This is a genomic window from Anabaena sp. 90 (genome assembly GCF_000312705.1).
Taxonomy (GTDB): Bacteria; Cyanobacteriota; Cyanobacteriia; order Cyanobacteriales; family Nostocaceae; genus Dolichospermum; species Dolichospermum lemmermannii.
Genome location: NC_019427.1, coordinates 3,497,649 through 3,522,047 on the forward strand (window position 1 = coordinate 3,497,649; position 24,399 = coordinate 3,522,047).

Below are 24,399 nucleotides of genomic sequence, written 5' to 3' on the forward strand. Positions count from 1 at the left end.
TTAAGGTTGAGTTACTTATTGCTCTGCTTTTATTGCTCAGGGGTGACAATAATATGATTTAATGGTAGAAAGGCAATTAAACAGAATTTTGAATTTTTATGGATATCTCACCTAATCAATCATCAACTCAATTTTTATCTTCAGAAGAATCCGCTCAAGTTGACGCGGCTTTGTTATCTTCTCCTGAAAAGTTTTTAAGTAGATTGACAATTTCCTCTTTGCGGATTTTACAACACATTGCTCAGGAATATGATGTTTCTATTGAGGAATTGACGACAAAGCAAATTATTACCTGGTTTGAGATTGATGCCAAAATTAGAAGAGAGAAAGGGATTGAGGAAGCGTTTTTGAAGTGGTAAGTTGTGTCTTGCAGTAATCTTTTCACTGTTCAACGCCAATATAAAGTATTGGGGGTTGACAATTGATTTAAAATTTGCTATAATGGTTTCGATAAGGAAGAACTATCTTGTAATAAATACCATAAGAAATCGCGTGTTTGGTAGACAGCGATGTTTTAGAGAGCAAAATTAAACCTTACTAACAAGTAAATAACTATTACTGCGTGTATCAACTAATTTTGTATAAGAGTTGAAATAACAATATGGCAATCTCTGATACCCTGCAAGAATCAAAGCTTTCGCGTCTAGGTTCCTGGTTGAGTAGTTTCCGTGGCGATTTGACGGGAGGATTAACAGCAGCAGTAGTAGCATTGCCTTTGGCTTTAGCTTTTGCTGTAGCCAGTGGAGTCGAACCAAAAGCGGGACTCTATACTGCTATTGTTGCGGGAATTGTGGCGGCCATTTTTGGCGGTTCTCCAGTCCAGATTACCGGACCAACGGGGGCAATGGCCGTGGTTTTGGTGGGAATTGTGGCTAAATACGGGATTGAGAAAGTTTGGATTGCTGGAGTAATGGCTGGTATGATCCAAATTGCTTTGGGTGTGGCCAAACTCGGACAGCTAGTGAAGTTTATTCCCTACCCAGTGACAGCAGGTTTTACTAATGGGATTGCTGTTATTATTTTTTGTGGTCAATTAAATAATTTCTTTGGTTTAAAACTACCCCGGAGTGAACATTTTTTGCCGGGAGTTTGGCAAAGTTTAACTCATGTAGAAGCTTTAAATTGGGCAGCAGTGGGACTGGCAATTGTGGTAATTGTCACTACAGTTTTGTGGCCGAAGATTAATAATACCATACCCGGTTCTTTAGTGGGGTTGGTGTTAGCGACGGGAATAGCTACTTATTTCCATCTGAATATTCCCACAATTGGGGCGATTCCCCAATCTTTACCCATGCCCCAAGGGATTCCCCATTGGAATGATTTTAGTGTCATTCGAGAACTAATTAATCCAGCTTTGGCTTTGGCAGCATTGGGAAGTATTGAATCTTTATTATCAGCGGTTGTGGCTGATGGGATGACGGTCAGTGAGAAACATAATAGTGATCGCGAATTAATTGGTCAAGGGTTAGCAAATATCATTGTCCCATTTTTTGCTGGTATTCCTGCCACGGGGGCAATTGCGCGAACTGCTGTGAATGTCCGTTCTGGTGGAAAAACCCGACTATCTGGAGTAATTCACGGTGCTGCATTAGCCATGATTGTGCTAACTTTAGCACCCCTAGCGGCACAGATTCCCCTAGCGGCATTAGCGGGAATCCTGATGGTAGTTAGTGTGCGAATGATTGAATGGGAAGCCATTGGTTTATTAATGCGGGCTACCTATTCTGACTTTGCGGTGATGATTCTGACTTGGTTGGTAACAATCTTGTTTGACTTAGTTCTCGCTGTCGAGGTAGGATTAATTGCTGCCGGCGCTTTGTTCATCAAACGCATGAGTGATTTGAGTTTGGTGAAGATTCCCGAAACCGAAGTATTCCCCCCCGGAACTTCGCTAGAATTAGGGAAAGAAATTGCTGTTTATCGAGTAGATGGTCCGGTATTTTTTGGGGCTGCGGAGAGATTTGCTACCTTTATTCGAGATGAACCAGAGGTAAAATACTTAATTCTGCGGTTGCGGTTTGTGCCAAATATGGATACCACTGGGTTAGTAGCGTTAGAGGATATTTACCACGACTTAGAACGCCATAATTGCCGTTTAATTCTCACAGGTTTACAACCGGAAGTTAAACAACTGCTAGAACGTTCAGGATTATTAGAAACTATTGGTTTATCAAATTGTTTTGAAACAACCACAGATGCTATTTGTTCTATTTCTCCCCAGATTGTCGGATGTTTGCAACCGGGCGCAACTGATTTAAAATCAAAAGAATTGCTGGAATTAAATGACTAATCAAATATGAATAAAAATATCAATCAGTGTCTTTGTTGTTCTAGTCGTCGTCATTTTCTGAAATCTTTCCTTCCGGGAGTAATAGCCTTTACTGTCCTGCAATCAGCGCAATCAGCTAAGGCCGAAGTTCATCAAACAAAAGCGTTAGTTCTCAGTTGTATTGACTTTCGGTTTTTAACAGCAGAACAGTCTTTTTTAAGGAATAAAAATTTAACTGATAAGTATGATTTAACAGCTTTAGCAGGTGCTTCATTAGCTTTAACAGGATTCCCCCACCCATCTGATGCTGAAGCATTTTGGGATCAGTTAGATATCTCCTACAAACTCCATCATATCAACAAAGTTATTATTATTGATCATCAAGATTGTGGGGCTTATGCAATGATGATTGATGCTAATTTAAGTAAAGATCCAGAACGAGAGTTGCAAGTACATACAGATTATTTAAATCAAGCGTATTCATCAATTCGCAGTCGCTATTCTGATATTGAAATTGAAATGTATTTTGCAACTCTCAATCAAGGAGAATTTCCACAAATTTTCCCGAAATTGTAATTTTTAAATCAAGAATTGTAATTATTAATTCGAGGAGTTCGCGCCCCTGCAACTGCTCCCAATAAAGAAGTAAGTAAACCTAATAAAGAACCAAAAACATAAAACCACAAAGTTCTCGAAGTTGCAGCAGCAACATCACGAGTTTGTTCAGCAGTTAATATCGGTACATTCGGTGCTATAACATTTCCTTGTTGCTGTAGTTGATTAATAACTTGTGCTGTATTATAAGCCACTACACCAAAAGCCCCCCAGACTCCATTTGCTAAGAGAAAAGAGCTAAGTGCTAGAGTTGTTGCCCAGAGAATTGCCCCGTTGAGTATGGCTGTATCTCTGTGCATTGGTCCACAAGCACGAGTCGTTATCCAAGCACCGATAAATAGAGATAGTAATAAAGCAATTGTTGACCAAATTCCGACATTACTAATAATAGTAGGAGCAATTGTTCTTGGGTTTAAAGAATCAGCAATTCTCCCCGCACCAAGGGCGCTAAAAAATGAACTCAAGACTAATTGAGTTGCTAAAGCCACTAACACACCGGAAACTATTGGACCCCAGCGCACTCTGTCCCGATATTCAGTTACTCTACCAGCTAACAAAGACTCGGAAGAATTAATTTCCTCGCCTACCCGATTTATGTATGCCATAGCTATTTTTCTCTCTTGCTATTACAGCAAAGTTACTCACAGATTGGATATTTTTACAGAAAAAAATCCCTGGTTTTGAATTCTTTTCTGCTTACGTCTTTTTTATCCCCATGTTTAAAATTAAATCGCTAATTATAATTCTCAATCTCTATCAATAGCAAGAGTTATTTGCTATTTCTTTAGTTATAAATTGGCTGAATGAGTAATTGTTTGAAAATTACAAAATCAGGAAAATATTAACGAATTTTTACGGCTGTTCCTGTGGCTGTAATGACTAATAAAACACCAGATTGATCAACATTAATTGTGCCTGTATCAACGGCAATGCCGACAACCGCATCTGCGCCTAAACGTTGCGCTCTTTGTTCTAATTCTTCCATTGCTTTCCGTTGTCCTTCTTCAAAGAGACGCTCATAGCTGCCAGTGCGGCCACCGACAATATCTCGAATACTCGCTAAAAAATCCCGCAGGAAGTTGCTACCATAAACAACTTCGGCTGTGACAATACCTAAGTATGAGTGAATTACAGCACCTTGAATAACATCAGTAGTAGTTAAAAGCATAAATTTAGGTAAAATAGGTAATTATGGCCAAATTTAGGGATAAATATCCGTTAATACTTCATTATACCTGTAATTTTGTGTAATTTATCAGTACCGATTGGCGAAAAGATTAATTTATTGCTATAATTCCGAAGGTATCAAGTGATTTAAGAAATTATTAATATTGTATAAATGTGAATAAATACAGATTACAAAGATTAATATTTTTGTTTTAATGTAGGAATAAAAACGGTTTAAGAGAATTTAGGAAAATTTACTATGTACAAAAAAACATCACTTCTGTTAACTACTTTATTATTAGGATGTTTATTTATTAGTACACCTGTAGTAGCGAAAGCTGATGTCTTAGTGACACAGGCGAATAATCCAGAGTTAAAAAACTTGATAGATGAGGGGAAAAGACTGGTAGATTCTAAAGATTATAATGGAGCGATCGCTGTTTATCAACAAGCAGCAAAATTAGATCCCAAAAATGAGAGAATTCATGCTGGTATTGGCTACTTATATACTCAACAAGGCAATTTTACCTCAGCCTTAGATGCTTATCGTCGAGCTATTGCCATTAATCCTAATAATAGTGATTTTTACTATGCTGTGGGTTATCTTAAAAGCAGTACGAGAGATAACAAAGGTGCAAAAGAAGCTTACCGTCGGGCTATCCAGTTAAATCGCAATAATGTCAACGCCTATTTAGGATTAGGAGTTGCTCAAACTAGCTTAGGTGATTATCAATCAGCCCTGTGGGCTTATGAACAAGCAGTTAATTTAGATAAAAATAATCCCCGCACCTATGAGTTAATTGGTTCTATGTTCAAACAAAAACGGCAAACTCCACAAGCAAATAAAGTTCTCAGGAAAGCATTAGATTTATATCAGCGGGGAAATGATCCAGAAGGCGCTGCCAGAATACAAACAATGCTGCAAGAAATAGGCGGTTAAAAGCACCTCATAGGATTCAGATCCCCGACTTCTTCAAGAAGTCGGGGATCTTTTTATTCACCAAATCTAGAACTCGTTATTTGCCAGTTCCTTGTTAAAATCTTGGGAATGCCACCCAAAGAAATGGTATGACTTTTCTCAAGTCAATACTTACCAAACTGCTTTACCTTTTTTATATATACTACCTGTAAAAGGCTGTACCCCAGTCACAGGATAGGCATCATTAGCAGGGGTGAAAATCCGCATGAAGGCTTCAGAAATAAACTGAGCCATATCAATAAACATTTTGGAGATAGTCATAATACTATAGCCCCTTTTTTAAGTCTTTTAATTGGTCATATCTGCACCTTAATACTATTATTATCTAACTGCTCATATTCTTCATATATCTATATTAAACACAATGTTTTTTGAGATAACTTTGCAATAATTTATAATCTAGATTGTTATAACTTTTTTAGTTGATGGGATGATGATTCTCGTCCGGTTTCCAACCGGGAATATCAAGCAATTTTAGCTGATATTCCCGTTGAATGTGCTACTATTTAAAGTCTATGGGAAGCAAGAAAAGCCTCAACTTCCGCCGCAGTGGGTTGGGATGCGATCGCACCTGGTTTAATAGTAGTTAATGCTCCCACAGCACTGGCATAGGTGACAATCCTGTTTGCTGTATCTCCGTCTTTAAGGCTGTGAATCCCAACTTGTTGTAATTGATGAATAAACCCAGCCAAGAAACTATCTCCTGCACCAGTGGTATCCACTACAGACATGGAAAACGCCGGGATTTTACCTTCATTTTCCCCTAAACAATAGGCACAACCATTTTCACCATCTGTGACCAAAACCCCTTCCAAGGAATTGAGTCTATAAGTAATTGCTCCTGGATCAGTAGTATCAAATAGCCAATGAGCTTCCTCTTTGGTTAGTTTGAGAAAATCAAATCGCTTTAATAATGCCAGAATTTTGCTCTTAGCTGTATTTTCATCTTGCCAAAATACTGGTCGCCAATTGACATCGAGAATAATTTTTAGGTCATATTGTTCTGCTAAGTCTAAAGCCCGCAAAACAGCTTTTTCACTGTCAGGATAGGCTAGTTCTAAAGTTCCCACTACCAAAAAATCAGCTTCATTAAAAAGCGCAGGTGGCAATTTTGCAGATTCTAGACGGGTATCAGCAAATTCGGAAGTATCATATTTACCAAAACCTGCAAAAGTGCGATCGCCCCCCAAATCCCTAACCACGTATACTTGTCTAGTTGGTGCTGTAGAATGACGTTGTACACCCATTGTATCTACACCAACATCTTCTAATAATTTTACCAGTGTATTCCCTGCTTCATCCTCACCCACAGCACCAATAAATCCGGCTGATGTCCCCAACTTCACCAAAGCACAAGCCACATTAGCAGGCGCTCCTCCGGGGTAGGGAGTCCATGATTTCACTGCATCTAACTCAAGTCCCAATTGATCAGCTAAACAATCAAACAAGACTTCACCAAGACATAAAATAGAGGGATTACTCATTGCATTTTTGATTTTCGATGGGGCATGATCTAAATTTAGTTTGACACTAATTGAAAATGAAGCTCCAGATCATCAGGTTTCCAGAATTATTTAACGCAGATAAACGCAGATAAACGCAGATAAATTACGTGTAAAGTTAAAGTAAATACCTTTGATCTGTAGCATCTGTGACTACAAACCTAAAATTAAAAGAAAATCTTGATATTAGTATTATTAGTAACATTTAAAACTATCTACCTCGGAAAGAATCTTCTAGAATGAGGAATAAGATTTGAGTACATATACTAAGGGAGAAATAGTAAGTCATGGCTACTAGTGAGCCTGGGACCCGTGTTAGTCTGTCAGACAGAGAACTGCAAATCATCGACTTAGTGGCCACAGGCTTAACTAACCAAGAAATTGCGGTCAAACTGGAAATTAGTAAACGGACAGTTGATAACCACATCAGTAATATTCTCACCAAGACAAAAACTGATAACCGTGTGGCTTTGGTGCGTTGGGCTTTACAATGGGGTAAAGTCTGTTTAGATAATGTTAATTGCTGTTCGCTTTTGCTGAGGAATGATGAAAGTATGTCTTAGTCACAATACTATTGCCAAAATAAGAGCCTTGATAATTTTTGGCAAAAACGGCAAAAATAATCATATATAAGCGTTTCGATGAAAAGGTAGTTTAGAATCTAAAACCCTTATCCTACCGTCAATACATTTAAAAAATCCTTGTCGGAAACCTTTAAGGAATTTTTAGGGGTGATTGTTTTTGCCAAGCAAGAGCGAGGAACGGGAGTTCATGGTTAAAGCATTATCATCTCACCCTCGTAATTTGACTAAGGTATTGAGTCAAGCAGCTAATTAATCTAGCTTTTTTGCTATTTTGTAGATTGCTGATTGAGAGGATGGGTGGTTGATTTACGCTGTTGTGTACTACTCTGCATCTTTAATAAGATAAAAACACAGGTATTTAGAGGCGTAAATCAATTATCCTGCAAATATGATCAAATATGTAGATTGACAATTTTGCAGAAGATGTGACTGAAAAATTAGTTTTTTGTAAAGTAATATTACAAACCTTGGAAAAATATTGAGAAATTGTTCTGGAGGCAAACATAGATTTAAGGTAGAAGCTAGAGGACAAAATTGAGGCCAGTTTTAAAATGAACAAAAATAATATTCAAAACTATCGCTTTGTCTGTACCTTAACTTTTGGTGATATTTACGGTCAAATTATTATTTGGTTAATTACGATTACCATTAGCTTGGCTTCAGCTTTAGCACTGATGGGTGCAAAAAGACCAGTATACGCTTTAGCTACAGTAGGTCTTGTTGTTCTCTTATCTCTACCTTTTTTACTTTTTGCCTTTGTGACGACTTTATTAAATAATATTGAACTCAATGCTGTAGAGCCAAAAACAAAGACAGAATCAATCTCAAATAATATTCCCCAACAAAACCCAGTCCAAGCAACTAGCTAAAAGGAATTTTATCAATTTCTCTATTACCCTGTCTTGTAGATGGGGAATTTTTTTATAATTGGTGGTTAATAATGCTCGAACATGATGTAATTATTGTTGGTGGCGGTTTAGCTGGATGTCGGGCTGCGCTGGAAATCGCCAGGACTGACCCTAGTTTGAAGGTAGCGGTAGTTGCTAAAACTCACCCGATTCGCTCTCATTCAGTGGCTGCTCAAGGTGGAATGGCGGCATCTTTAAAGAATGTGGATGATACCGATTCTTGGGAAGCTCACGCTTTTGATACTGTTAAGGGTTCTGATTATTTGGCAGATCAAGATGCAGTCGCAATTTTGACCCAAGAAGCCCCAGATGTGGTGATTGATTTAGAACATCTGGGGGTGTTATTTTCTCGTTTACCTGATGGTCGCATTGCTCAACGGGCTTTTGGTGGTCATTCTCACAACCGCACTTGTTATGCGGCTGATAAAACCGGTCATGCAATTTTACATGAGTTGGTGAATAATTTGCGCCGTTATGGTGTGCAAATTTACGAAGAATGGTATGTAATGCGCCTGATTTTGGAGGATGGTCAGGCTAAGGGTGTGGTGATGTTTCACCTCTTGGATGGACATATTGAGGTATTACGAGCAAAGGCTGTGATGTTTGCCACCGGGGGCTATGGTCGCGTTTATAACACGACTTCTAATGATTATGCTTCCACTGGTGACGGTTTGGCAATGACCGCTTTGGCTGGTTTGCCTTTGGCAGATATGGAGTTTGTCCAATTTCATCCTACCGGTTTGTATCCTGTGGGCGTGCTGATTTCCGAGGCTGTGCGCGGTGAAGGGGCATATTTAATTAATGCCGATGGCGATCGCTTTATGTCCAATTATGCCCCCAGTCGCATGGAATTAGCCCCTCGTGATATTACCTCACGGGCAATTACCTATGAAATCCGGGCTGGTCGTGGTGTAAATACTGATGGTAGCGCGGGTGGTCCCTTTGTCTATCTGGATTTACGCCATTTAGGTAAGGAAAAAATCATGAGTCGTGTTCCCTTTTGCTGGGAAGAAGCCCATCGTTTGCTTGGTGTAGATGCTGTCACTCAACCTATGCCTGTGCGTCCTACCAATCATTATTGTATGGGTGGTATTCCTGTCAACACTGACGGACAAGTTAGAAGTAATAATGATAGTTTTGTCGAAGGCTTTTTTGCGGCTGGGGAAACTGCTTGCGTGTCGGTTCACGGTGCAAATCGTCTCGGTAGTAACTCCTTATTAGAATGTGTAGTTTATGGTAAAAGGACTGGAGCAGCGATCGCTAATTATGTCCAAAATCGGCAATTACCATCCATAGATGAAACACGCTACATCAACGAAGCCAAACAACAAATACAACTCTTAATAGACCAACCAGGACAGTACAGAATTAATCAAATCCGTCAAGCTTTTCAAGATAATATGACTGAAAATTGTGGCGTTTTCCGCACCGACGAAGTCATGCGTCAGGGATTGGAAAAAATCGCCCAACTACAACAAAAATATTCACAAATATATTTAGATGACAAAGGAAAAAGCTGGAATACAGAATTAGTTGAAGCCTTAGAATTGCAAAGTTTAATGGTAGTTGGACAAACAATTTTAACTTCTGCCCTCAACCGTCAAGAAAGTCGCGGCGCACACTTTAGAGAAGACTTTGCCGAAAGGGACGATAATAAGTTTTTACAACACACAATGGCTTATTATTCACCCACAGGAATTGACATTCAATATCGTCCCGTGACAATCACAATGTTTGCACCAAAAGAGCGAAAATATTAATTAAAGATACAGCACTTTCCGGTGTTATGAGGTACATATCCAGCGGGCAAGATGCCCGCACTACAAGAGTTTCATGATTCAACTTTGTACCTCATAAGAGCGGAAACCGCTGTAATATTTAATTTTCTAAAATATGCGGTTATTCGGTTCTTTTTATGGAAAACCTGGTTCAAAATCAATGGCGGCCTTAGAGGATGTTTGAAAAGTCCCTCATGGTGTATCAAATATTTTCAGATCCCCCTAAATCCCCCTTAAAAAGGGGGACTTTGACTCTAGTTCCCCCCTTGCTAAGGGGGGTTAGGGGGGATCTGTAAGTGCCTAAAATCACAACCTAAAACTTTTCAAACAACCTCTTAGAGGATGTTTGAAAAGTTTTTAATGTATCAATAAACCCCTCTCCAAACCTCTCCCCGACGCGGGGAGAGGCTTTGAAACCCCCATTCCCTTGTAGGGAAGGGGGGAAGGGGGGTTAGGTTTCGGAGATTGTTGGTTTCATCTAATACTTTTCAAACAACCTCTTATTGTGTGGGCATTTCATTGAAAATATAGAGATAATTGTTCAGAACCCTTGTCCCGCAAGGGTTTTGTTATAATCAATTCTCAATCATCATCAAAGAGGCTGTTACAAAAATGGTAACAACAGTTGAATTTTGTCAATTATCCTAGATAATCTTCTAAATACAATGTCATAGCTACCTTAGTCTATACCAAGTTCACCAATGAACAGAAAACCATATCTGATAGCAGTTACAGGGCTTGCTGTTTTATCCATACAGGCTCTAGCATCACCAAATGGCTTGGCATTTCCCCAACCAAATCATCATTCCAACCCTGTCATAGCCCAAAACTCGGAGGAACAAACGCGCATTCGAGTGAATCAAAAAGCCAGTCCAGCCGTAGTTTATATCAACACAGGTAAATCAAGCGGCAGTGGCTTTATTGTTAGTTCTGACGGGTTAATTATTACCAATGCTCACGTTTTGCAAGATGCACCCGCAACCGTTACTGTAGTTTTAGAAGACGGGAAACGACTTCCTGCTAACGTGATTGGCTTTGCTAAAAATGGAGTAGATTTAGCAGCCATTAAAATTCGTAACCAGAAGAATTTACCCACATTATCTTTAGCAAAATCAGCCCAAGTGGGACAGTCTGTATATGCTATTGGTAGTCCCTTTGGCTATGGCAATCTAAATAATTTTACTGCCGGTGTTTTGAGCAATATTGACGAGCAAGATGGTATAATTAAACATGATGCTAGAATTAATCCCGGTAATTCTGGTGGTCCACTTCTCAATTCCCAAGCCCAAGTTATTGGCGTAAATACTGCTATTCAACTTGATAGAAATGGCAGCAATAGTGGTATTAGTATTGCCATCCTGGTAAATAAAATACAACCTTTCTTAACGGCAATTCGTCAGGGAAATATTTCCCGTTTACGGCGCTAATAGTCTGTTGAGAATTTAGATTGGTATAGGCTTCTAGCTAGTTTGTCTATCTGAACAGGCAGGATGCCCACCCCACAGAAATTAAATGTCCCTTTCCCAAATTAGGAGATTTAAGAAATGATGAAATTAACATTATTAACCACACTGTTCTTAACCACTACATTAGCATCTACTCCTGTTTTTGCTCAAGAAGACGCTAATAATCAAATTCGCTTTATCTGTTCTACAAGTCGTTACTCCGAAAATGGAAAGTCTGTTCCTACCACTTTTCTTTGGACACCAAATTTCCAAAAAGCAATGGTGACTTGGACATCTGTTTTAGGAGGAGTTAAACCACAACAACGTTGTAAAATAGTTTCTCAGAACTTCCAAACAGCTTTTAATAACGGCAGTCTTAATTACGTTACCAATGGTGTTCAAAATGGGAGCAAAGTAATTTGTTCTGTGAGTTCAATTGATGGTGGTTGTGATACTGTATTATTTACATTGCGACCTCAGGACAAGTCTAGGGATGTTCTCAAACAGTTAAACAAACTCTGGTTTGGCAGTGCTACGACAGTACCTATTGCACAAAGTTCTGGAGAAGATAAATTTTACATTGATATTCGCCAATTCCTCAATACACCACCAGCGAATAAAATGCAATAAAGAAGATTCTCAAAAATTGTAGGTTGGGTAGAACGAAGTGAAACCCAACTAATTTAAGGAAGTTATCAAGAAGTGTTGGGTTTCTTTCCTCAACCCAACCTACTTATATTCATCTCCTAATTTACTCAAACAAAAAAAGATCATGAAACACCTATTTTTTACCCTCATTTGCACAACTGCTTTATTAACTATTCCTCAGCAATTGTTATTGATTTCTCCTCAACCAGTTACCGCACAAGAACCTACAAAAAAACTATTAACCTCAGCAAAATTACAAGCTTTAGCCAAATCAATCACGGTGAAAATATTAACTAAAAATGGCAGTGCTTCAGGAACTTTAATTGCTAAAAATGGTAATAATTACACTATTTTAACCAATGATCATGTGATGAATCCAGGTGCATCTTATCGCATTCAAACACCAGATGGAAAAATATATCCTGCTACTGTCATTAAAGAAAAACCAGCATCTTTAAAAAATCAAGATGTGGCTTTATTCCAGTTTGAATCAACAGCAGAATATACGATAGCTACTTTAGGAATTTCCGCACCTATAGCAGTAGAACAAAAAATTGTCGCGGCTGGATTTGTGAGTGATAGTGCTAAATTGGTTTTCACAGAAGGACAAATTTCTCTATTACCAGATAAAAGTTTTCAAAGAGGTTATCGCATAGGTTACAGCAATAAAGTTCAACCAGGAATGAGTGGCGGACCCATATTAAATTATCAAGGTGAAGTTATTGGTATTAATGCCGTTCATGCTTATCCTATTTCTGATAAAATATATACTTATATTGACAATAGTAAACCCAGTGCAGCCGAACGTCAGCAAATGCGTCAATATAGTTGGGGTGTACCAATTTATAGTGTCGCTAAAGTAGTCAATGAAGTTATTGCTAAATCGCCTAAAAAGATTGATGATTCTGCTTTGATAGCGAAAAAAGGTTTGATTAATGATATTGATAAAATTGCCCAAGAAATTACGGTGTTAATTCCTAATGCTAACCCCACAGATATCGGTTCTGGGGTAATTATTGCCCAGAAAGGTAATATTTATTATGTGTTGACTGCGGATCATGTGATCTGGAATCGTGATGAAAAAAAATTAAAAGATAAGTTAGAAATAGTCGCACCCGATAATCAACGATATGCTATAAATGTTAGCAATGCGAAAAGAATGCCTGGAGTTGATTTAGCCGTTGTTCAATTTACCAGTAATCAAAAATATCAAGTTGCAACTTTAGCAAATTATAGTTTAAATACTAAAGGTCAAAAAGTGTTTGTTTCTGGTTTTCCTGGTAATAAACAACAAAATAAAAACAAACTTCACCGGATTTTAACAGCGGGAGTTTTGAGCCAACAGCAAGTCATTAAGTTAAATACTTATCTAAGTTTCAATAATCAAAGAACTGAGAAAATACAAACTGTTTTAAGTGATGGTTATGATCTACTTTATAGTAATATTACTAAGAAAGGAGTGAGTGGCGGTGCGGTTTTAGATACCCAAGGAAGATTAATTGGTATTCATGGCAGAGCGGAAGGTGAAATATCACTCGATTTTGATGGTGAAATCAATTTAGGTAGTAGTTCTGGTATTCCCATTAGGACATTTTTAAATTTGGTTGAACAAGGAGGAATAGATTCAGATTTAAAAGTCGAAACTACTGTACCAGCTACACTGAAAAAATCGGAAGAGGATGTAATTAGTGAATATTTATTACCATTGGATCAAGTTCCTAAAAACAGCGATAATGAAATATCATGGCTAAATTATGCCAATCAACTATGGCGTTCTCAAAAATATGCAGAAGCGAGAAAAGCTGTTAATAAAGCGATTGCGAAAAAACCGGATTTTTATCAAGCTTGGTATTTCAAGGGGGTGATATTTGATAGTGAGAAAAAATACCCAGAATCCATTGCTGCTTATGATAAAGCTCTTAAAATTAATCCCAACTTTGCTCAAGCTTGGAAAGATCGGGGTAGATTGCTGTTTACATTAGATAAATATTCTGAAGCCTTAACATCTTTTGACAAAGCCATTACTCTGAGTCCTAATCAATTTGATCTTTATTACTGGCGAGGTTTTACGCTTCATTACTTAAAGCGGTTTCCTGAAGCAATTGAGGCTTACAATCAATCTATTAAAATTAATCCTCTGTTCAAATTTGCTTATAATGTGCGTAGTTTTTCTTATGTAGAGTTAAAAAACTATCGCCAAGCCATAACTGATCTTACTCAAGCGATTCAACTTGACCCTAAAGACGCTGTATCTTACAACTTCAGGGGTTTGTTGTACGGACAATTAGAAGAATACAAACAAAGCATAGCTGATTCAACTCAAGCCATTCAACTTGACCCTAAAAATGCCAAATACTACAATAGCAGGGGTATTGCTTACGAGGGATTGAAAGAATACAAACAGGCAATTAATGATTATACTCAAGCCATTCAACTTGACCCTAAAAATGCCAAATACTATAATAGCAGGGGTATTGCTTACTCACAATTAAAAGACTACAAACAAGTCATAGCTGATTATACTCAAGCCATTCAACTTGACCCTAAAGATGCAACATACTATGGTATGAGGGGTGGGGCTTACTCAGAATTAAAAGACTATAAACAAGCCATAGCTGATTATACTCAAGCCATTCAACTTGACCCTAAAGATGCAATCTACTACTCCTTGCGGGGTCTTGCTTACTCAAAGTTAAAAGACTATAAACAAGCTATATCTGATTTAACAGAAACTATTCGTCGTGACCCTAAAAATGCACCATACACTATGCAAGGTCTCAGATACTCTGAATTTAAAGATATTAAAGGCTTCCTTAGTGGTTACACTGGTTTCATGAGTACAGTTTACAGAACCAGGGGAGGTATTTACTATGAGTTAAAAGAATACAAACTGGCAATTGATGATTACACTCAAGCCATTAAAATTGATTCTCAAAATGCAAATTCTTATGCCATTCGTGCTGGTATTTACTATAAGTTAAAAGAATACAAACAGGCAATTGATGATTACAATCAAGTCATTCAAATTGACCCTCAAAATGCAACATACTATGGTGCTAGGGGTTTTGCTTACTTTAAACTAAAAGAATACAAACAAGCAATTAATGATTGGAGTCAAGTCATTAAATTTGATCCTAAAGATGCAACATACTATGGTCTTAGGGGTAATACTTACTTATTATCAAAAGAATACAGACAGGCGATTAATGATTACACCCAAGCCATTAAAATTGATCCTAAAAATGCAAACTACTATAGTGGTAGGGGTATTGCTCACCATTTCTTAGAAGACTATAAACAAGCGATTGATAATTACACTGAAGCCATTAAAATTGACCCTAAAAAAATAATCAATTTAAGGGGTGCTGCTTATTTACAATTGAAAGAATACAAACTGGCAATTGATGATTATAATCAGGCCATTCAACTTGATCCTAAAAATGCAATATACTATGGTACTAGGGGTGATGCTTATTTACAATTGAAAGACTACAAACAGGCAATTAATGATTATACTCATGCCATTCAACTTGATCCTAAAAATGCAATATACTATGGTACTAGGGGTTTTGCTTACTTACAATTAAAAGACTATAAACTGGCAATTAATGATTATACTCAGGCCATTAAAATTGATCCTAAAAATGCAACATACTATAGTGCTAGGGGTGATGCTTACTTTCAATTAAAAGACCACAAACAAGCAATTGATGATTATACTCAAGCCATTAAATTAAAACCAGACTTTACCGAAGCCTACTATGTTCGGGGTATTGCTCACTATTTCTTAAAAGACTACAAACAAGCGATTGATGATTGGAATCAAGCCATTAAATTAAAACCCGACTATCCCGAAGCTTACACGAACTTAGGTATAGTTTCCTATGAAATGGGAGAAGTAGAAACAGCAATTAATTATTGGCGAAATGCGATCAAAATCAATAGCAATTTTGCAGAAGCACATTTAGCATTAGGTGTAGCTTTGTATGGGAAAGGTGATCAAGAAGCCGGTTTGAAATCGGCAGAAACGGCATTAAAATTAGATAAACGTTATGGAAAGATTGAGTTTCTCAAAGAAAATGGTTGGGGTGAAAAGTTGATAAAAGATAGTCAGGAGTTTTTGAATAATCCTCGGATAAAAGGTTTGATTTAGAACCCACCTTCCGCACCCTTAGAGGATGTTTGAAAAGTGGTATTCCGTAATTTTCATCACATTGCTACCCCCCTTTCCCCTTGTAAAGGGGGGAAACAATAAAAATCCAGTTCCCTCCCCTTTACAAGGGGAGGGTTAGGGTGGGGTAAAAAATATTTGATACATCAACCATAACTTTTCAAACACCCTCTTAGTATCACAATCGGTAATTTCGGATTTTTCAATACTTAAAAGGATGATTTTTATACAAAAATGTGAAAATTTCAGATAGCTATAGCGAAGTGCTGCTGTAAGCATTTCGCTAGTCCCAAATTTCCCAACGACCAATTTTCCTTGTGTGACAGTTTAGGGTGCGAAAGGTGGGTTATCACCAAAAAAAGCTACTTATGCTTAGGTTGAAAATTCGGTAGTTCTACAGATGCTAAAGATTTGCGTCCCTTGGGTGGTCTTTGGGGATAAATCAATGGTGAAGGCGATTTATGGTCAGATGTATTTTCATCCAATAACTTTGGCAAAACATCATTAGTGGGTAAATTTGATTCCGTTGTCGGGGAAATATCCAACCAATAATCTTCCATTTCCACAGTATTGATCTGATGGCTGAGAGCGGTGGAAATGATTGGAAATTCCTCTATTAGTGATAGTGGAAAATCTTCCTTTCCAGAATTTTCAGTAGTACCATAAGGATCAATTTCCATCTGCAAATCCTGTTGAATAATTATTTCTGGTTGTGGATGATTTTCCGAAGTAGATACTAAAGTTTCTAAAACAGATATATCACCTTGATGAATATTTACTTTTGCCTGGGTCCCCTCCTCCGTTGCTTCAGATGATGGTGTAATAAAAAACCGATGAATTATCCCTTCTAATTGCTGGTCTAGGGATAATACCCCAGAATCATCTTCAGTTGTTGATGCAGTTGTTGATTCATCAACTTGTGTAGGCTGAGAGATTACTGGTTCTGGATGATGGGGATAATTTTCAGAAGTTGTTGCTGTCGGCTTAACCCAGGAATTATTTACAGACTCATTCACAGAATCTGTCTCCCCTGTCCAAGGTCGAATAGGTTGAGCATTGGGAAACAAAGACCGGGCTTTTCTGGAGAATCGCGTTTGTTTGTGAATCACATCATGGGGATGATGGATATGATCTTCTAAATTTTCATGGCTAGGAATGGGAGTATCTAGACATTTTTCCAAAGCCGATTTAAATTGCATAGTCTGTCGTTGTTGACGCATTAGCCGAGACCGCAATTCACGACAAGTATTTTCCGAGTGTAATAACTGTTGAGACTCTTGACTGTAGTTAGCTTGCAAAAGAGAACATTCTCTTTCCAAATGCGCTAACCGCTGTTGGCTAACTTGCAAATTAGCTTGATAATTTTCAATACAAATTTCTTGTTGTTGAACTGTTTGGACAGCAGTTTCTAACTGCTGATACAGGGAATGAATTTGTTCTTGACCAGCGGAAAGTTCTTGATTTTGTTGGTTAAACATAGATTCCGTCACAGTAGACCGGGTTTTGTGCCATTGCAAAATCTTTTCGGCTTCAGCTAATTCGGTTTTTAACTGCTCTACCTGAGCATAGAGATGATTATTAGCTGTAGTTAATTCTGTATTTAACTTGAGTAATTGCTGAAATTCTAAGTTGATCTGTGCTTGTTGATCAATATTAGGTTCTGCAATCCAGTCTTGTTGGTTACTGTCTTCCAATTTTTCCATAACTACGGTTTCACATTGACAATCTATAGTTGGCCGATAGCGTGGCGTTAGCTTTATAATAGGTAAATTTGTCACGGTCATATTATTATTATCCACAAATACGTAGCCGTTATCAGTTATTTACACAATTGACACTCCCCGGTCTAAAGACACGGGGATTCTACATTCACCGTCAAAACTTGGCTTTTCCAGGTTTACACCAAGCAGAGTAGTGGCTTCAACTCCTGTAGCGTTAATTTGGGGATGCCCTCCCCTATTTTTTGCAAGATTAAGAATGTTAATTGCGGCGTTTGTATCTCTATGAAGATATGATCCACAACTACAATTATGGGTACGAGTTGATAGAGATTTTTTGACAATTACGCCACAGCTAGAACACTTTTGAGAAGTGTAATGAGGTGCTACGGCTATAGCAATCTTGTCAAATTTAACCGCAAAATATTCAATCCATTGTCGGAACAAATACCAACTAGCATCACTAATTGATTTTGCTAAACAATGATTTTTTACTATGTTTGAAACACGTAAATCTTCATAGGCCACTAAGTCGTTAGACTTGCATACGTTACGCGCTATTCTTTTAGCGTGTTCATTCCGTTGCCGTACGGGCGAAGCATTCGCGCTGTTGAGTTGTCGGTTGGTCGCATAATTTTTATAAGCGAATGCTTCGCCCCTACCTTTTAAGTGTTTTTTAGCGTAAAGTTTTCTAGCTTTTTTCCTACCGCTAGAACCTTTGACTTTTTTGTAAATCCGTTTTTGAGAATGTTTGATAGATTTTTCAGCTTTCCTCAAAAACTGAAGGTTAGGCTCATGATGTCCATTAGAATCGGTGTAAAACGACTCAATACCAACATCCAACCCGATTTCATTACCTGTTTTCGGTTGAATATCTACAACATCAATGCCGATACAAAACTGAGCATAATATCCATCTGCACGACGGATTAAACGTACTCGTTTAATATCTTTAAGTTCGTAGGATTGAATATCCCATTTACCTAATAATTTGAGTTCACCAATCCCTTTTTTATCAGTAAAAGTAATCCGTCGCTTAGTTTTGTGTAATTTCCATCCTGATGTTTTATATTCAACAGAACGGCAATCTTTTTGAAAACGTGGATATCCTTTCTTTCCAGACTTTTTACATTTACAATTGTCGTAAAACCTTGATATAGCAGACCATCCTCTTTCTGCGGCTGATTGTACTGCCATTGAGTTTAATTCAGCAGCAAAGGTAAAGTCTGAGCGTAGTTCTGTTGAATACTTGTTAAGAGCAAACTTGTCAATTTTGAGTTCCTGCGGGGCATCCATCCAATATCTTATCGCTTTGTTACGAATGAATTGGGTGGTACGAATTGCATCGTCTATGGCGTTGTATTGATCTTGTTTACCTTTAACTTTGTATTCTAGGACTAACATTGATTTAACCTTGAACAATCAACTTGATTTGGTTTCGACCTGCGTTTATTATACAATATATACAAAATGTCAGTGCAGGATAAATCCTGCAACTAGCCTTCATCCCGCAGCTGTTGCACAGGTGTGTCCTCCTGAGTCGGACACGCCTTCAAGGGTTTTCGGCATTCTCCTTATAATTAATAATTGTCAATTGTCAATTGTCAATTGTCAATTAATTAGGGTAGCCAATGGGGATGAAAGCCCATGAGAGGTAGTTGTTCTGGTTTAATGTCAATATTGGTATTATCAGCTATAGGTAGCATGGGCATTAACCAGAGACTACTACTAGCAATGGGTTCACCATCATCAGTTTTTAAGGTGTTTGCGGGTAATGGTGTGGTGTTATTGGCAATGGGAACTACTTGGTCAAATAAGAAGCCTAAACCGTCAGGTGCTAAACTGGTTTGCACATTACGTTGAGCCGGAGGCAAGATTAACAATGGTTTTTGCTTGCCTGTTTTCAAGTCAATGGATACCAAGTAAGGTTGTTCTATGTATTGTTCTTTAGAAATAAGTTGGGTAACTAAACAGTAAAGACTAGGGGAAGCCGGATCAAACTGACAGCTAAGAATTGAGCCTGTAGTTTTTAATAATTGTTTTTGTACACCTTGGTTGGTGACTAAAAACAAATCTCGCGTATAATCAGTATTAAATTTGACCATCGCTGCCTGGGAACCGTCCTTAGAGAAAGCTTGGACTAAGCCAAATTGAGGCAGAAAATCGAGAGGTTTGTTGCTATCACCGTCTAAAGATACAATTGCTGTCCCCTGTCCTTGGGAAACTGCTACGGCTTTGCTATCGGGTGTAATCAGAAAATCTCCACCAGGCTGCCCTTGTAACCGTTTTGGCGTGGGTTTTTCGGCGGAATTATCATTGCTGGTTGATAAGTACCAGAGAGCAAAATCACCGGGATTATCTCGTTTACCTCTTTGAATAACAATAATTTTGCCATCGGCTGAAAGGTCAAATTTGAGATTTTGATATTCTTTGTTATCTAAAATTAGGTCAACTTTCCCTGCGGCGGCTATTTCTGTCCCAATTTGACTAGAAATACCTGTGCTGACTGTATAAAGTTGGGCGGAAAGTAAATCAGGATTTTTAGCAGAACGAGCCGAGAAGAGGATTTTTTCACCATTGGGGAATGGTTCAAAATCCATCACAATTAAGTCTTTGGGGGTAAGAACTTTTTTTTGTTCTTGGGTTAAATTATAAAGTACCAACTGCCCTTGGACTTCTGGTGCCGAGCCAATATAAAGGATGACGCGATTGCGGGTAGAAAAGCTACCTGTAAAGGGCTGCATGACGCGGTTTTTTCCTTCCGCTTGGGAATATTTATCTTGACCTTTTTCTAGTTTGACTTGGTAGTTTGTGCCGTAGGGGGCTGGGGTAAGGAGTGTGTACACCATTCTTCTGCCAGCCCAACTGGTTTTACCGGCTAGAGGTGGATCTATTTTTAAATTCTCCTCGATGCTTTTGGAGTCCATTGGCCGACTAAAGGTGAGGGAGAAGGAGAGATCCTCAGCGCCAATTTGTTGATTTTCCCAGGTAAAGGTGCGAACCATAGGTTTGACTACATCACCTTTCCAGATGATTAACCCAATCAACACACTCAGTAGGAGCATGACGGCGATCGCAATTCCGTCTAATGGTTGAATAAGTTTATAGGATTTGTTCATCTAACAATTTTATATTTTGGATTTTAGATTTTAGATTGATCATCTTTTGTGTATTTAAGGGCAATCAGCAAAAGTTACACTTATCATCTACTCCTGACTAAGTAGGTGAACACAATAAAACCAATCTGTGTAAAGAAAAGTAAAATTGCCCAAAACTTCTTCACTCTTGCCTCTTGCCATAACGACAATTTTCAACGCCAACCTACTTAATAACTGTAAGGATTTTGCGGCTGAGGAATTTTTTTCAGGGAGTTGGCTTTGATAGTGAGTTGGCGTTTCTCTCCGACAGTTTGTGTTGTCATTTGTCCTTCTATTTCTAACCATGTATCAGGGGGGTACTGTTGACGTGATCCAGATATTTGGACTGGTAATCCCACGGGATAAGCGTCTGCGGCACAACAACTGAGAACAAATCTGGCTAAAAATATATATTCTTCACTGACGTTAGGTTGATGAATCACAAATCCCTGGACTTTTGCCTTTTGCCCTGTGTATGCGTCCGGTTCGGGATAGACATTCAATGTGCGGACCCAATCTACAAGCGATCGCTCTTCTGGGCGAACTGTAGCCCGAAATGCCTGGGGTTGAGTGCGACTAGCACCTGTTGATTCAGTCACACCCCGATCTAGGGCTGTTTGACTCGCAAAGACACGAGGTGTAATCATTAATCCTAAAATTGCCGTTGTTAGTAACAGGAAACTGCCCCAACCAGGGGGAAACAAATTAATATGCCCAGCACTAGGTATTTGGGGAATGTGACGGTGTTTCCACAGTTGCAATCCCTTAGAGAAACCAATGATTAATAAGGCTATGCCGGCGACAACTACTAACCAAAAGAAATCCGGGTGAATCAATAAGTAGAGTTTGCCCGTTAGCCAATATTTCAACATCAGAATACCCCAAGCTGTAATGGCTAATACATCTAGCCAAGGGATGAGTTTATTTGGGGCTTTAGTTTGGGAATTTAGCATTAAAGTTATTTAGGTATCATAAGGAATAGGTAAGAGGGAATAGGGAGGAGGGAAGGGGGAACAGAAATTATTTTAGAAAATTACCGACTACCTTTTTTTCAATCTCCAATTACTATATTCCCACCTTCCCAGGATTTAAACCCCATACCTCACACCCCACATTTGAGGGGGAAAAAAGAAAATTTTGCTCAAAAGAGACCCAATCTTGATTCAGATCACGTGCAGATTCAGAAATAGGGTGAATAAAAGTGTCAATTGTCCAGCTAATAAAAACAGATATATCAAGGCTTTTGGCTTAAAAATTGAGAGCATTAAACCAATACCTTTAATATCAATCATCGGTCCAAAGACTAGAAATGCTAACAATGACCCGCTAGTAAAGGTGGAAGCAAAAGACAGGGCAAAAAAGGCATCAACTGTGGAGCATATTGATACAACTGCTGCTAATACTAGCATGGCTAAAATCGAGCTAATTGGCCCAGCCCCAAGACTAATAATCAGGTCACGGGGGGCTAAAACTTGGGTAGCGGCGGCGATCGCACTGCCTAATACCATGACTCCGCCCAATTCCCGGAGTTCTTGGATAATATTATCTAATAGGGAGCGGAGTTTCTCTGATAAGGGTTTACTGAAGTTAGAAATTGCAGCGACTTCACTGTAACTATCATCTATGCGTTTCGACGCTCCCGTTGTGCCACCAAGAATATATGTTCCTGATTGCAATAAACTCGGTGTATTAGTTTGGGGTTGTACTTGAGATTGTCGTCCCCTGCGGTTTGTTTTCGGTGGTGCTGGGGGGTTAAATTTAAGATAACGGGCGATTGATGGTTGCAGAAAGGGAACTAAATCCGGTTGAAAGCTGAAGATAAAACCAATAATAGTGGCAATGGCTAGGGAAAATACCACTCTTAACACTACTATTTCTGGTTGATCGCGGAATGCAGTCCAAGTTGACCAAATCACAATGGGGTTAATTGTTGGCGCTGCTAATAAAAAGCCAATCGCTACTGGTGTGGGTACTCCCTGCATCAATAGCCGTCTGGCCACAGGCACATTACCGCACTCACAAACTGGAAACAAAAAGCCGATCATACTGCCAAATAAAGCCCCCAATAGGGGATTTCTGGGCATTTTCTCCACCAATTTACTTTCATCGACAAATAATAGTAATAGACTGGATAAAAATACACCCAGCAGTAAAAATGGCATCGCCTCCACTAGTAGACTGAGAAATATTGTAAAACCATTGTTCAGTTGATTCATGGGCGTTGTATTCAACAGCAGTTCTGAGTTTTAGAGTTTTGTGTTGTCATTTCATTTAATAGGGTAGCGAGAAATATGGCTAACACCAACCTATACTAAAGCGATACGGGGATCATTGATTAAGCAGCTAAAATTAAATCCCATTATAGTGAGGAAATTATAGCAGTCCTCAATAATTTATGAAAAAATTGCTTGTCTTTTGCCTACCATTGCTAAATTTACAACTTAAACTGGCTAGATAAGTTATTAGACATATCGGCACAAAAATATAGAGACGTTCCATGGAACGTCTCTACAAGCAAGTTTTAGGTTGATTCCGTAATCTCTAATTAGTTCAATAAGATATTAGTCTTTCGGACACTCTTTAACTTTGTTTTCTACCCAATTTTTACAAGATAAGAAACCCAAAAAGCCGCTACCTTTTTCTGCACAGTATCCTTTATCAACCTCTACTTGTTCTCTAGGAATTTCTGACACAGTAGAACTTCCACGGACAAATGAAGAAAATTGTCCCCTCTCAACTACTGAATTATCTTGTCTAATCTCGTATTCAAATTCATTGGCATCTCTCTTCACAACAAATGCACTACCACTATGCCGAGTCCCGATACTTATTTTGGTGGACTCTGAGCCTCTCCCTTTACTATAATCTCGATCAGTGTATGGGAAATTGTCAGGAGACATTCCCCGAGAAATGTTTCTGATAATTACTCTCCTGCCATTTTTTGGTGGTTCACTTGAGGATGTAAACCAAGCTTTAGTGTCACTTATATAAGTTGTAGCACTAGGACATTCACCCACATATTTAAACAAAGGCAAAACTATCTGATTAAGTTCTGATTGTCCCTCAACTTCAAACCCAATCTCAGGTGCAGCAGGAGCAGATTGTCCCCAACTCGGCAAGGATTGCATGAATACTAATGGAGTGGACAATACAACAATCTTCATCAAATAGGATATGCAGCGAGTTCTCTTTGACATTTTTCTCACCATAAAGTAAAGAATTTGTAGGTTACAGCACTTCCCGGTGTTATAAGGTACATATCTAGCGGGCAAGATGCCCGCACTACAAGAGTTTCATGATTCAACTTTGTACCTCATAAGAGCGGAAACCGCTGTATTTAGTCAATAAGCTTCAGTTAACGAAGGATATTAACTTGGATTGTTGAGTTCAATTCTTGATATTGAACCGGATTGAACTATGAGGTTAGTAAGCTTGGCTCAATTTATAGCTATATATACCCGCAGCAATTAATAAGCAA

At 38.5% G+C, this 24,399-nt stretch carries 20 protein-coding genes; 10 read left to right on the forward strand and 10 right to left on the reverse strand.

Going from position 1 to position 24,399, the window contains the following annotated elements:
* Positions 1-98 precede the first annotated feature (98 nt).
* The 3 genes from ANA_RS15165 (at position 99) to ANA_RS15175 (ending at position 2,845) form a co-directional block, all read left to right on the forward strand.
* Complete coding sequence (locus ANA_RS15165; RefSeq protein WP_015080923.1) at positions 99-359, forward strand: hypothetical protein; 261 nt, start codon at positions 99-101, stop codon at positions 357-359.
* 242 nt (positions 360-601) lie between these two features.
* Positions 602-2,290, forward strand: a complete 1,689-nt coding sequence (locus ANA_RS15170) for a SulP family inorganic anion transporter (protein ID WP_015080924.1) — start codon at positions 602-604, stop codon at positions 2,288-2,290.
* Positions 2,291-2,296: 6 nt separating this feature from the next.
* Positions 2,297-2,845, forward strand: coding sequence for a carbonic anhydrase (locus ANA_RS15175; RefSeq protein ID WP_015080925.1), 549 nt, complete (start codon positions 2,297-2,299; stop codon positions 2,843-2,845).
* 8 nt (positions 2,846-2,853) lie between these two features.
* Here ANA_RS15175 and ANA_RS15180 read toward each other — a convergent pair whose 3' ends face one another.
* Together ANA_RS15180 and ANA_RS15185 are read right to left on the reverse strand one after the other, a co-directional pair.
* Complete coding sequence (locus ANA_RS15180) at positions 2,854-3,489, reverse strand: hypothetical protein (protein WP_015080926.1); 636 nt, start codon at positions 3,487-3,489, stop codon at positions 2,854-2,856.
* Positions 3,490-3,725: 236 nt separating this feature from the next.
* Positions 3,726-4,052, reverse strand: coding sequence for a YbjQ family protein (locus tag ANA_RS15185; RefSeq protein ID WP_015080927.1), 327 nt, complete (start codon positions 4,050-4,052; stop codon positions 3,726-3,728).
* A gap of 258 nt (positions 4,053-4,310) precedes the next feature.
* On the opposite strand from ANA_RS15185, the gene ANA_RS15190 reads away from it, so the two are divergent.
* A complete protein-coding gene (locus tag ANA_RS15190; protein ID WP_015080928.1) occupies positions 4,311-4,991 on the forward strand; it encodes a tetratricopeptide repeat protein in 681 nt (226 codons plus the stop codon).
* 150 nt (positions 4,992-5,141) lie between these two features.
* On the opposite strand, the gene ANA_RS15195 is transcribed toward ANA_RS15190, so the two are convergent.
* Both ANA_RS15195 and ANA_RS15200 read right to left on the reverse strand, forming a co-directional pair.
* Entirely contained in the window at positions 5,142-5,291 is a 150-nt protein-coding gene (locus tag ANA_RS15195) for a hypothetical protein (protein WP_015080929.1), read from the reverse strand.
* A gap of 245 nt (positions 5,292-5,536) precedes the next feature.
* Positions 5,537-6,514: a carbohydrate kinase family protein gene (locus tag ANA_RS15200; RefSeq protein ID WP_015080930.1), complete on the reverse strand. Its 978-nt coding sequence runs from the start codon at positions 6,512-6,514 to the stop codon at positions 5,537-5,539.
* A gap of 305 nt (positions 6,515-6,819) precedes the next feature.
* On the opposite strand from ANA_RS15200, the gene ANA_RS15205 reads away from it, so the two are divergent.
* The 6 genes from ANA_RS15205 (at position 6,820) to ANA_RS15230 (ending at position 16,048) form a co-directional block, all read left to right on the forward strand.
* Complete coding sequence (locus ANA_RS15205; protein WP_015080931.1) at positions 6,820-7,095, forward strand: helix-turn-helix domain-containing protein; 276 nt, start codon at positions 6,820-6,822, stop codon at positions 7,093-7,095.
* Between the two features lie 572 nt (positions 7,096-7,667).
* The gene (locus tag ANA_RS15210) at positions 7,668-7,985 is read left to right on the forward strand and encodes a hypothetical protein (protein WP_015080932.1); all 318 of its coding nucleotides are present in this window, start codon (positions 7,668-7,670) and stop codon (positions 7,983-7,985) included.
* A 71-nt stretch (positions 7,986-8,056) separates the two neighbouring features.
* Positions 8,057-9,784: a succinate dehydrogenase/fumarate reductase flavoprotein subunit gene (locus tag ANA_RS15215; protein WP_015080933.1), complete on the forward strand. Its 1,728-nt coding sequence runs from the start codon at positions 8,057-8,059 to the stop codon at positions 9,782-9,784.
* A 719-nt stretch (positions 9,785-10,503) separates the two neighbouring features.
* A complete protein-coding gene (locus tag ANA_RS15220) occupies positions 10,504-11,229 on the forward strand; it encodes a S1C family serine protease (RefSeq protein WP_015080934.1) in 726 nt (241 codons plus the stop codon).
* 117 nt (positions 11,230-11,346) lie between these two features.
* Positions 11,347-11,877 (forward strand): COP23 domain-containing protein, encoded by a 531-nt coding sequence (locus ANA_RS15225; RefSeq protein WP_015080935.1) that lies wholly within the window; start codon positions 11,347-11,349, stop codon positions 11,875-11,877.
* A gap of 142 nt (positions 11,878-12,019) precedes the next feature.
* Positions 12,020-16,048: a serine protease gene (locus ANA_RS15230; RefSeq protein WP_015080936.1), complete on the forward strand. Its 4,029-nt coding sequence runs from the start codon at positions 12,020-12,022 to the stop codon at positions 16,046-16,048.
* Between the two features lie 380 nt (positions 16,049-16,428).
* On the opposite strand, the gene ANA_RS15235 is transcribed toward ANA_RS15230, so the two are convergent.
* The 6 genes from ANA_RS15235 to ANA_RS15260 all read right to left on the reverse strand — a co-directional run bounded on the left by ANA_RS15235 (position 16,429) and on the right by ANA_RS15260 (position 24,049).
* Positions 16,429-17,850, reverse strand: coding sequence for a hypothetical protein (locus ANA_RS15235; RefSeq protein WP_148279063.1), 1,422 nt, complete (start codon positions 17,848-17,850; stop codon positions 16,429-16,431).
* A gap of 39 nt (positions 17,851-17,889) precedes the next feature.
* A complete protein-coding gene (locus ANA_RS15240) occupies positions 17,890-19,188 on the reverse strand; it encodes an RNA-guided endonuclease InsQ/TnpB family protein (RefSeq protein ID WP_015080937.1) in 1,299 nt (432 codons plus the stop codon).
* A 215-nt stretch (positions 19,189-19,403) separates the two neighbouring features.
* Positions 19,404-20,903 (reverse strand): Ig-like domain-containing protein, encoded by a 1,500-nt coding sequence (locus ANA_RS15245; protein ID WP_015080938.1) that lies wholly within the window; start codon positions 20,901-20,903, stop codon positions 19,404-19,406.
* Positions 20,904-21,109: 206 nt separating this feature from the next.
* Positions 21,110-21,874, reverse strand: a complete 765-nt coding sequence (locus ANA_RS15250) for a TIGR03943 family putative permease subunit (RefSeq protein WP_015080939.1) — start codon at positions 21,872-21,874, stop codon at positions 21,110-21,112.
* Positions 21,875-22,084: 210 nt separating this feature from the next.
* Positions 22,085-23,137: a permease gene (locus ANA_RS15255; RefSeq protein WP_015080940.1), complete on the reverse strand. Its 1,053-nt coding sequence runs from the start codon at positions 23,135-23,137 to the stop codon at positions 22,085-22,087.
* 345 nt (positions 23,138-23,482) lie between these two features.
* A complete protein-coding gene (locus ANA_RS15260; protein ID WP_148279064.1) occupies positions 23,483-24,049 on the reverse strand; it encodes a hypothetical protein in 567 nt (188 codons plus the stop codon).
* Positions 24,050-24,399 lie beyond the last annotated feature (350 nt).

Bases quoted from the DNA above. Each gene is read 5' to 3' on its own strand.
- ANA_RS15165 (WP_015080923.1), top strand. From the start codon at position 99: ATGGATATCTCACCTAATCAATCATCAACTCAATTTTTATCTTCAGAA.
- ANA_RS15170 (WP_015080924.1), top strand. From the start codon at position 602: ATGGCAATCTCTGATACCCTGCAAGAATCAAAGCTTTCGCGTCTAGGT.
- ANA_RS15175 (WP_015080925.1), top strand. From the start codon at position 2,297: ATGAATAAAAATATCAATCAGTGTCTTTGTTGTTCTAGTCGTCGTCAT.
- ANA_RS15180 (WP_015080926.1), bottom strand. From the start codon at position 3,489: ATGGCATACATAAATCGGGTAGGCGAGGAAATTAATTCTTCCGAGTCT.
- ANA_RS15185 (WP_015080927.1), bottom strand. From the start codon at position 4,052: ATGCTTTTAACTACTACTGATGTTATTCAAGGTGCTGTAATTCACTCA.
- ANA_RS15190 (WP_015080928.1), top strand. From the start codon at position 4,311: ATGTACAAAAAAACATCACTTCTGTTAACTACTTTATTATTAGGATGT.
- ANA_RS15195 (WP_015080929.1), bottom strand. From the start codon at position 5,291: ATGACTATCTCCAAAATGTTTATTGATATGGCTCAGTTTATTTCTGAA.
- ANA_RS15200 (WP_015080930.1), bottom strand. From the start codon at position 6,514: ATGAGTAATCCCTCTATTTTATGTCTTGGTGAAGTCTTGTTTGATTGT.
- ANA_RS15205 (WP_015080931.1), top strand. From the start codon at position 6,820: ATGGCTACTAGTGAGCCTGGGACCCGTGTTAGTCTGTCAGACAGAGAA.
- ANA_RS15210 (WP_015080932.1), top strand. From the start codon at position 7,668: ATGAACAAAAATAATATTCAAAACTATCGCTTTGTCTGTACCTTAACT.
- ANA_RS15215 (WP_015080933.1), top strand. From the start codon at position 8,057: ATGCTCGAACATGATGTAATTATTGTTGGTGGCGGTTTAGCTGGATGT.
- ANA_RS15220 (WP_015080934.1), top strand. From the start codon at position 10,504: ATGAACAGAAAACCATATCTGATAGCAGTTACAGGGCTTGCTGTTTTA.
- ANA_RS15225 (WP_015080935.1), top strand. From the start codon at position 11,347: ATGATGAAATTAACATTATTAACCACACTGTTCTTAACCACTACATTA.
- ANA_RS15230 (WP_015080936.1), top strand. From the start codon at position 12,020: ATGAAACACCTATTTTTTACCCTCATTTGCACAACTGCTTTATTAACT.
- ANA_RS15235 (WP_148279063.1), bottom strand. From the start codon at position 17,850: ATGACCGTGACAAATTTACCTATTATAAAGCTAACGCCACGCTATCGG.
- ANA_RS15240 (WP_015080937.1), bottom strand. From the start codon at position 19,188: ATGTTAGTCCTAGAATACAAAGTTAAAGGTAAACAAGATCAATACAAC.
- ANA_RS15245 (WP_015080938.1), bottom strand. From the start codon at position 20,903: ATGAACAAATCCTATAAACTTATTCAACCATTAGACGGAATTGCGATC.
- ANA_RS15250 (WP_015080939.1), bottom strand. From the start codon at position 21,874: ATGCTAAATTCCCAAACTAAAGCCCCAAATAAACTCATCCCTTGGCTA.
- ANA_RS15255 (WP_015080940.1), bottom strand. From the start codon at position 23,137: ATGAATCAACTGAACAATGGTTTTACAATATTTCTCAGTCTACTAGTG.
- ANA_RS15260 (WP_148279064.1), bottom strand. From the start codon at position 24,049: ATGCAATCCTTGCCGAGTTGGGGACAATCTGCTCCTGCTGCACCTGAG.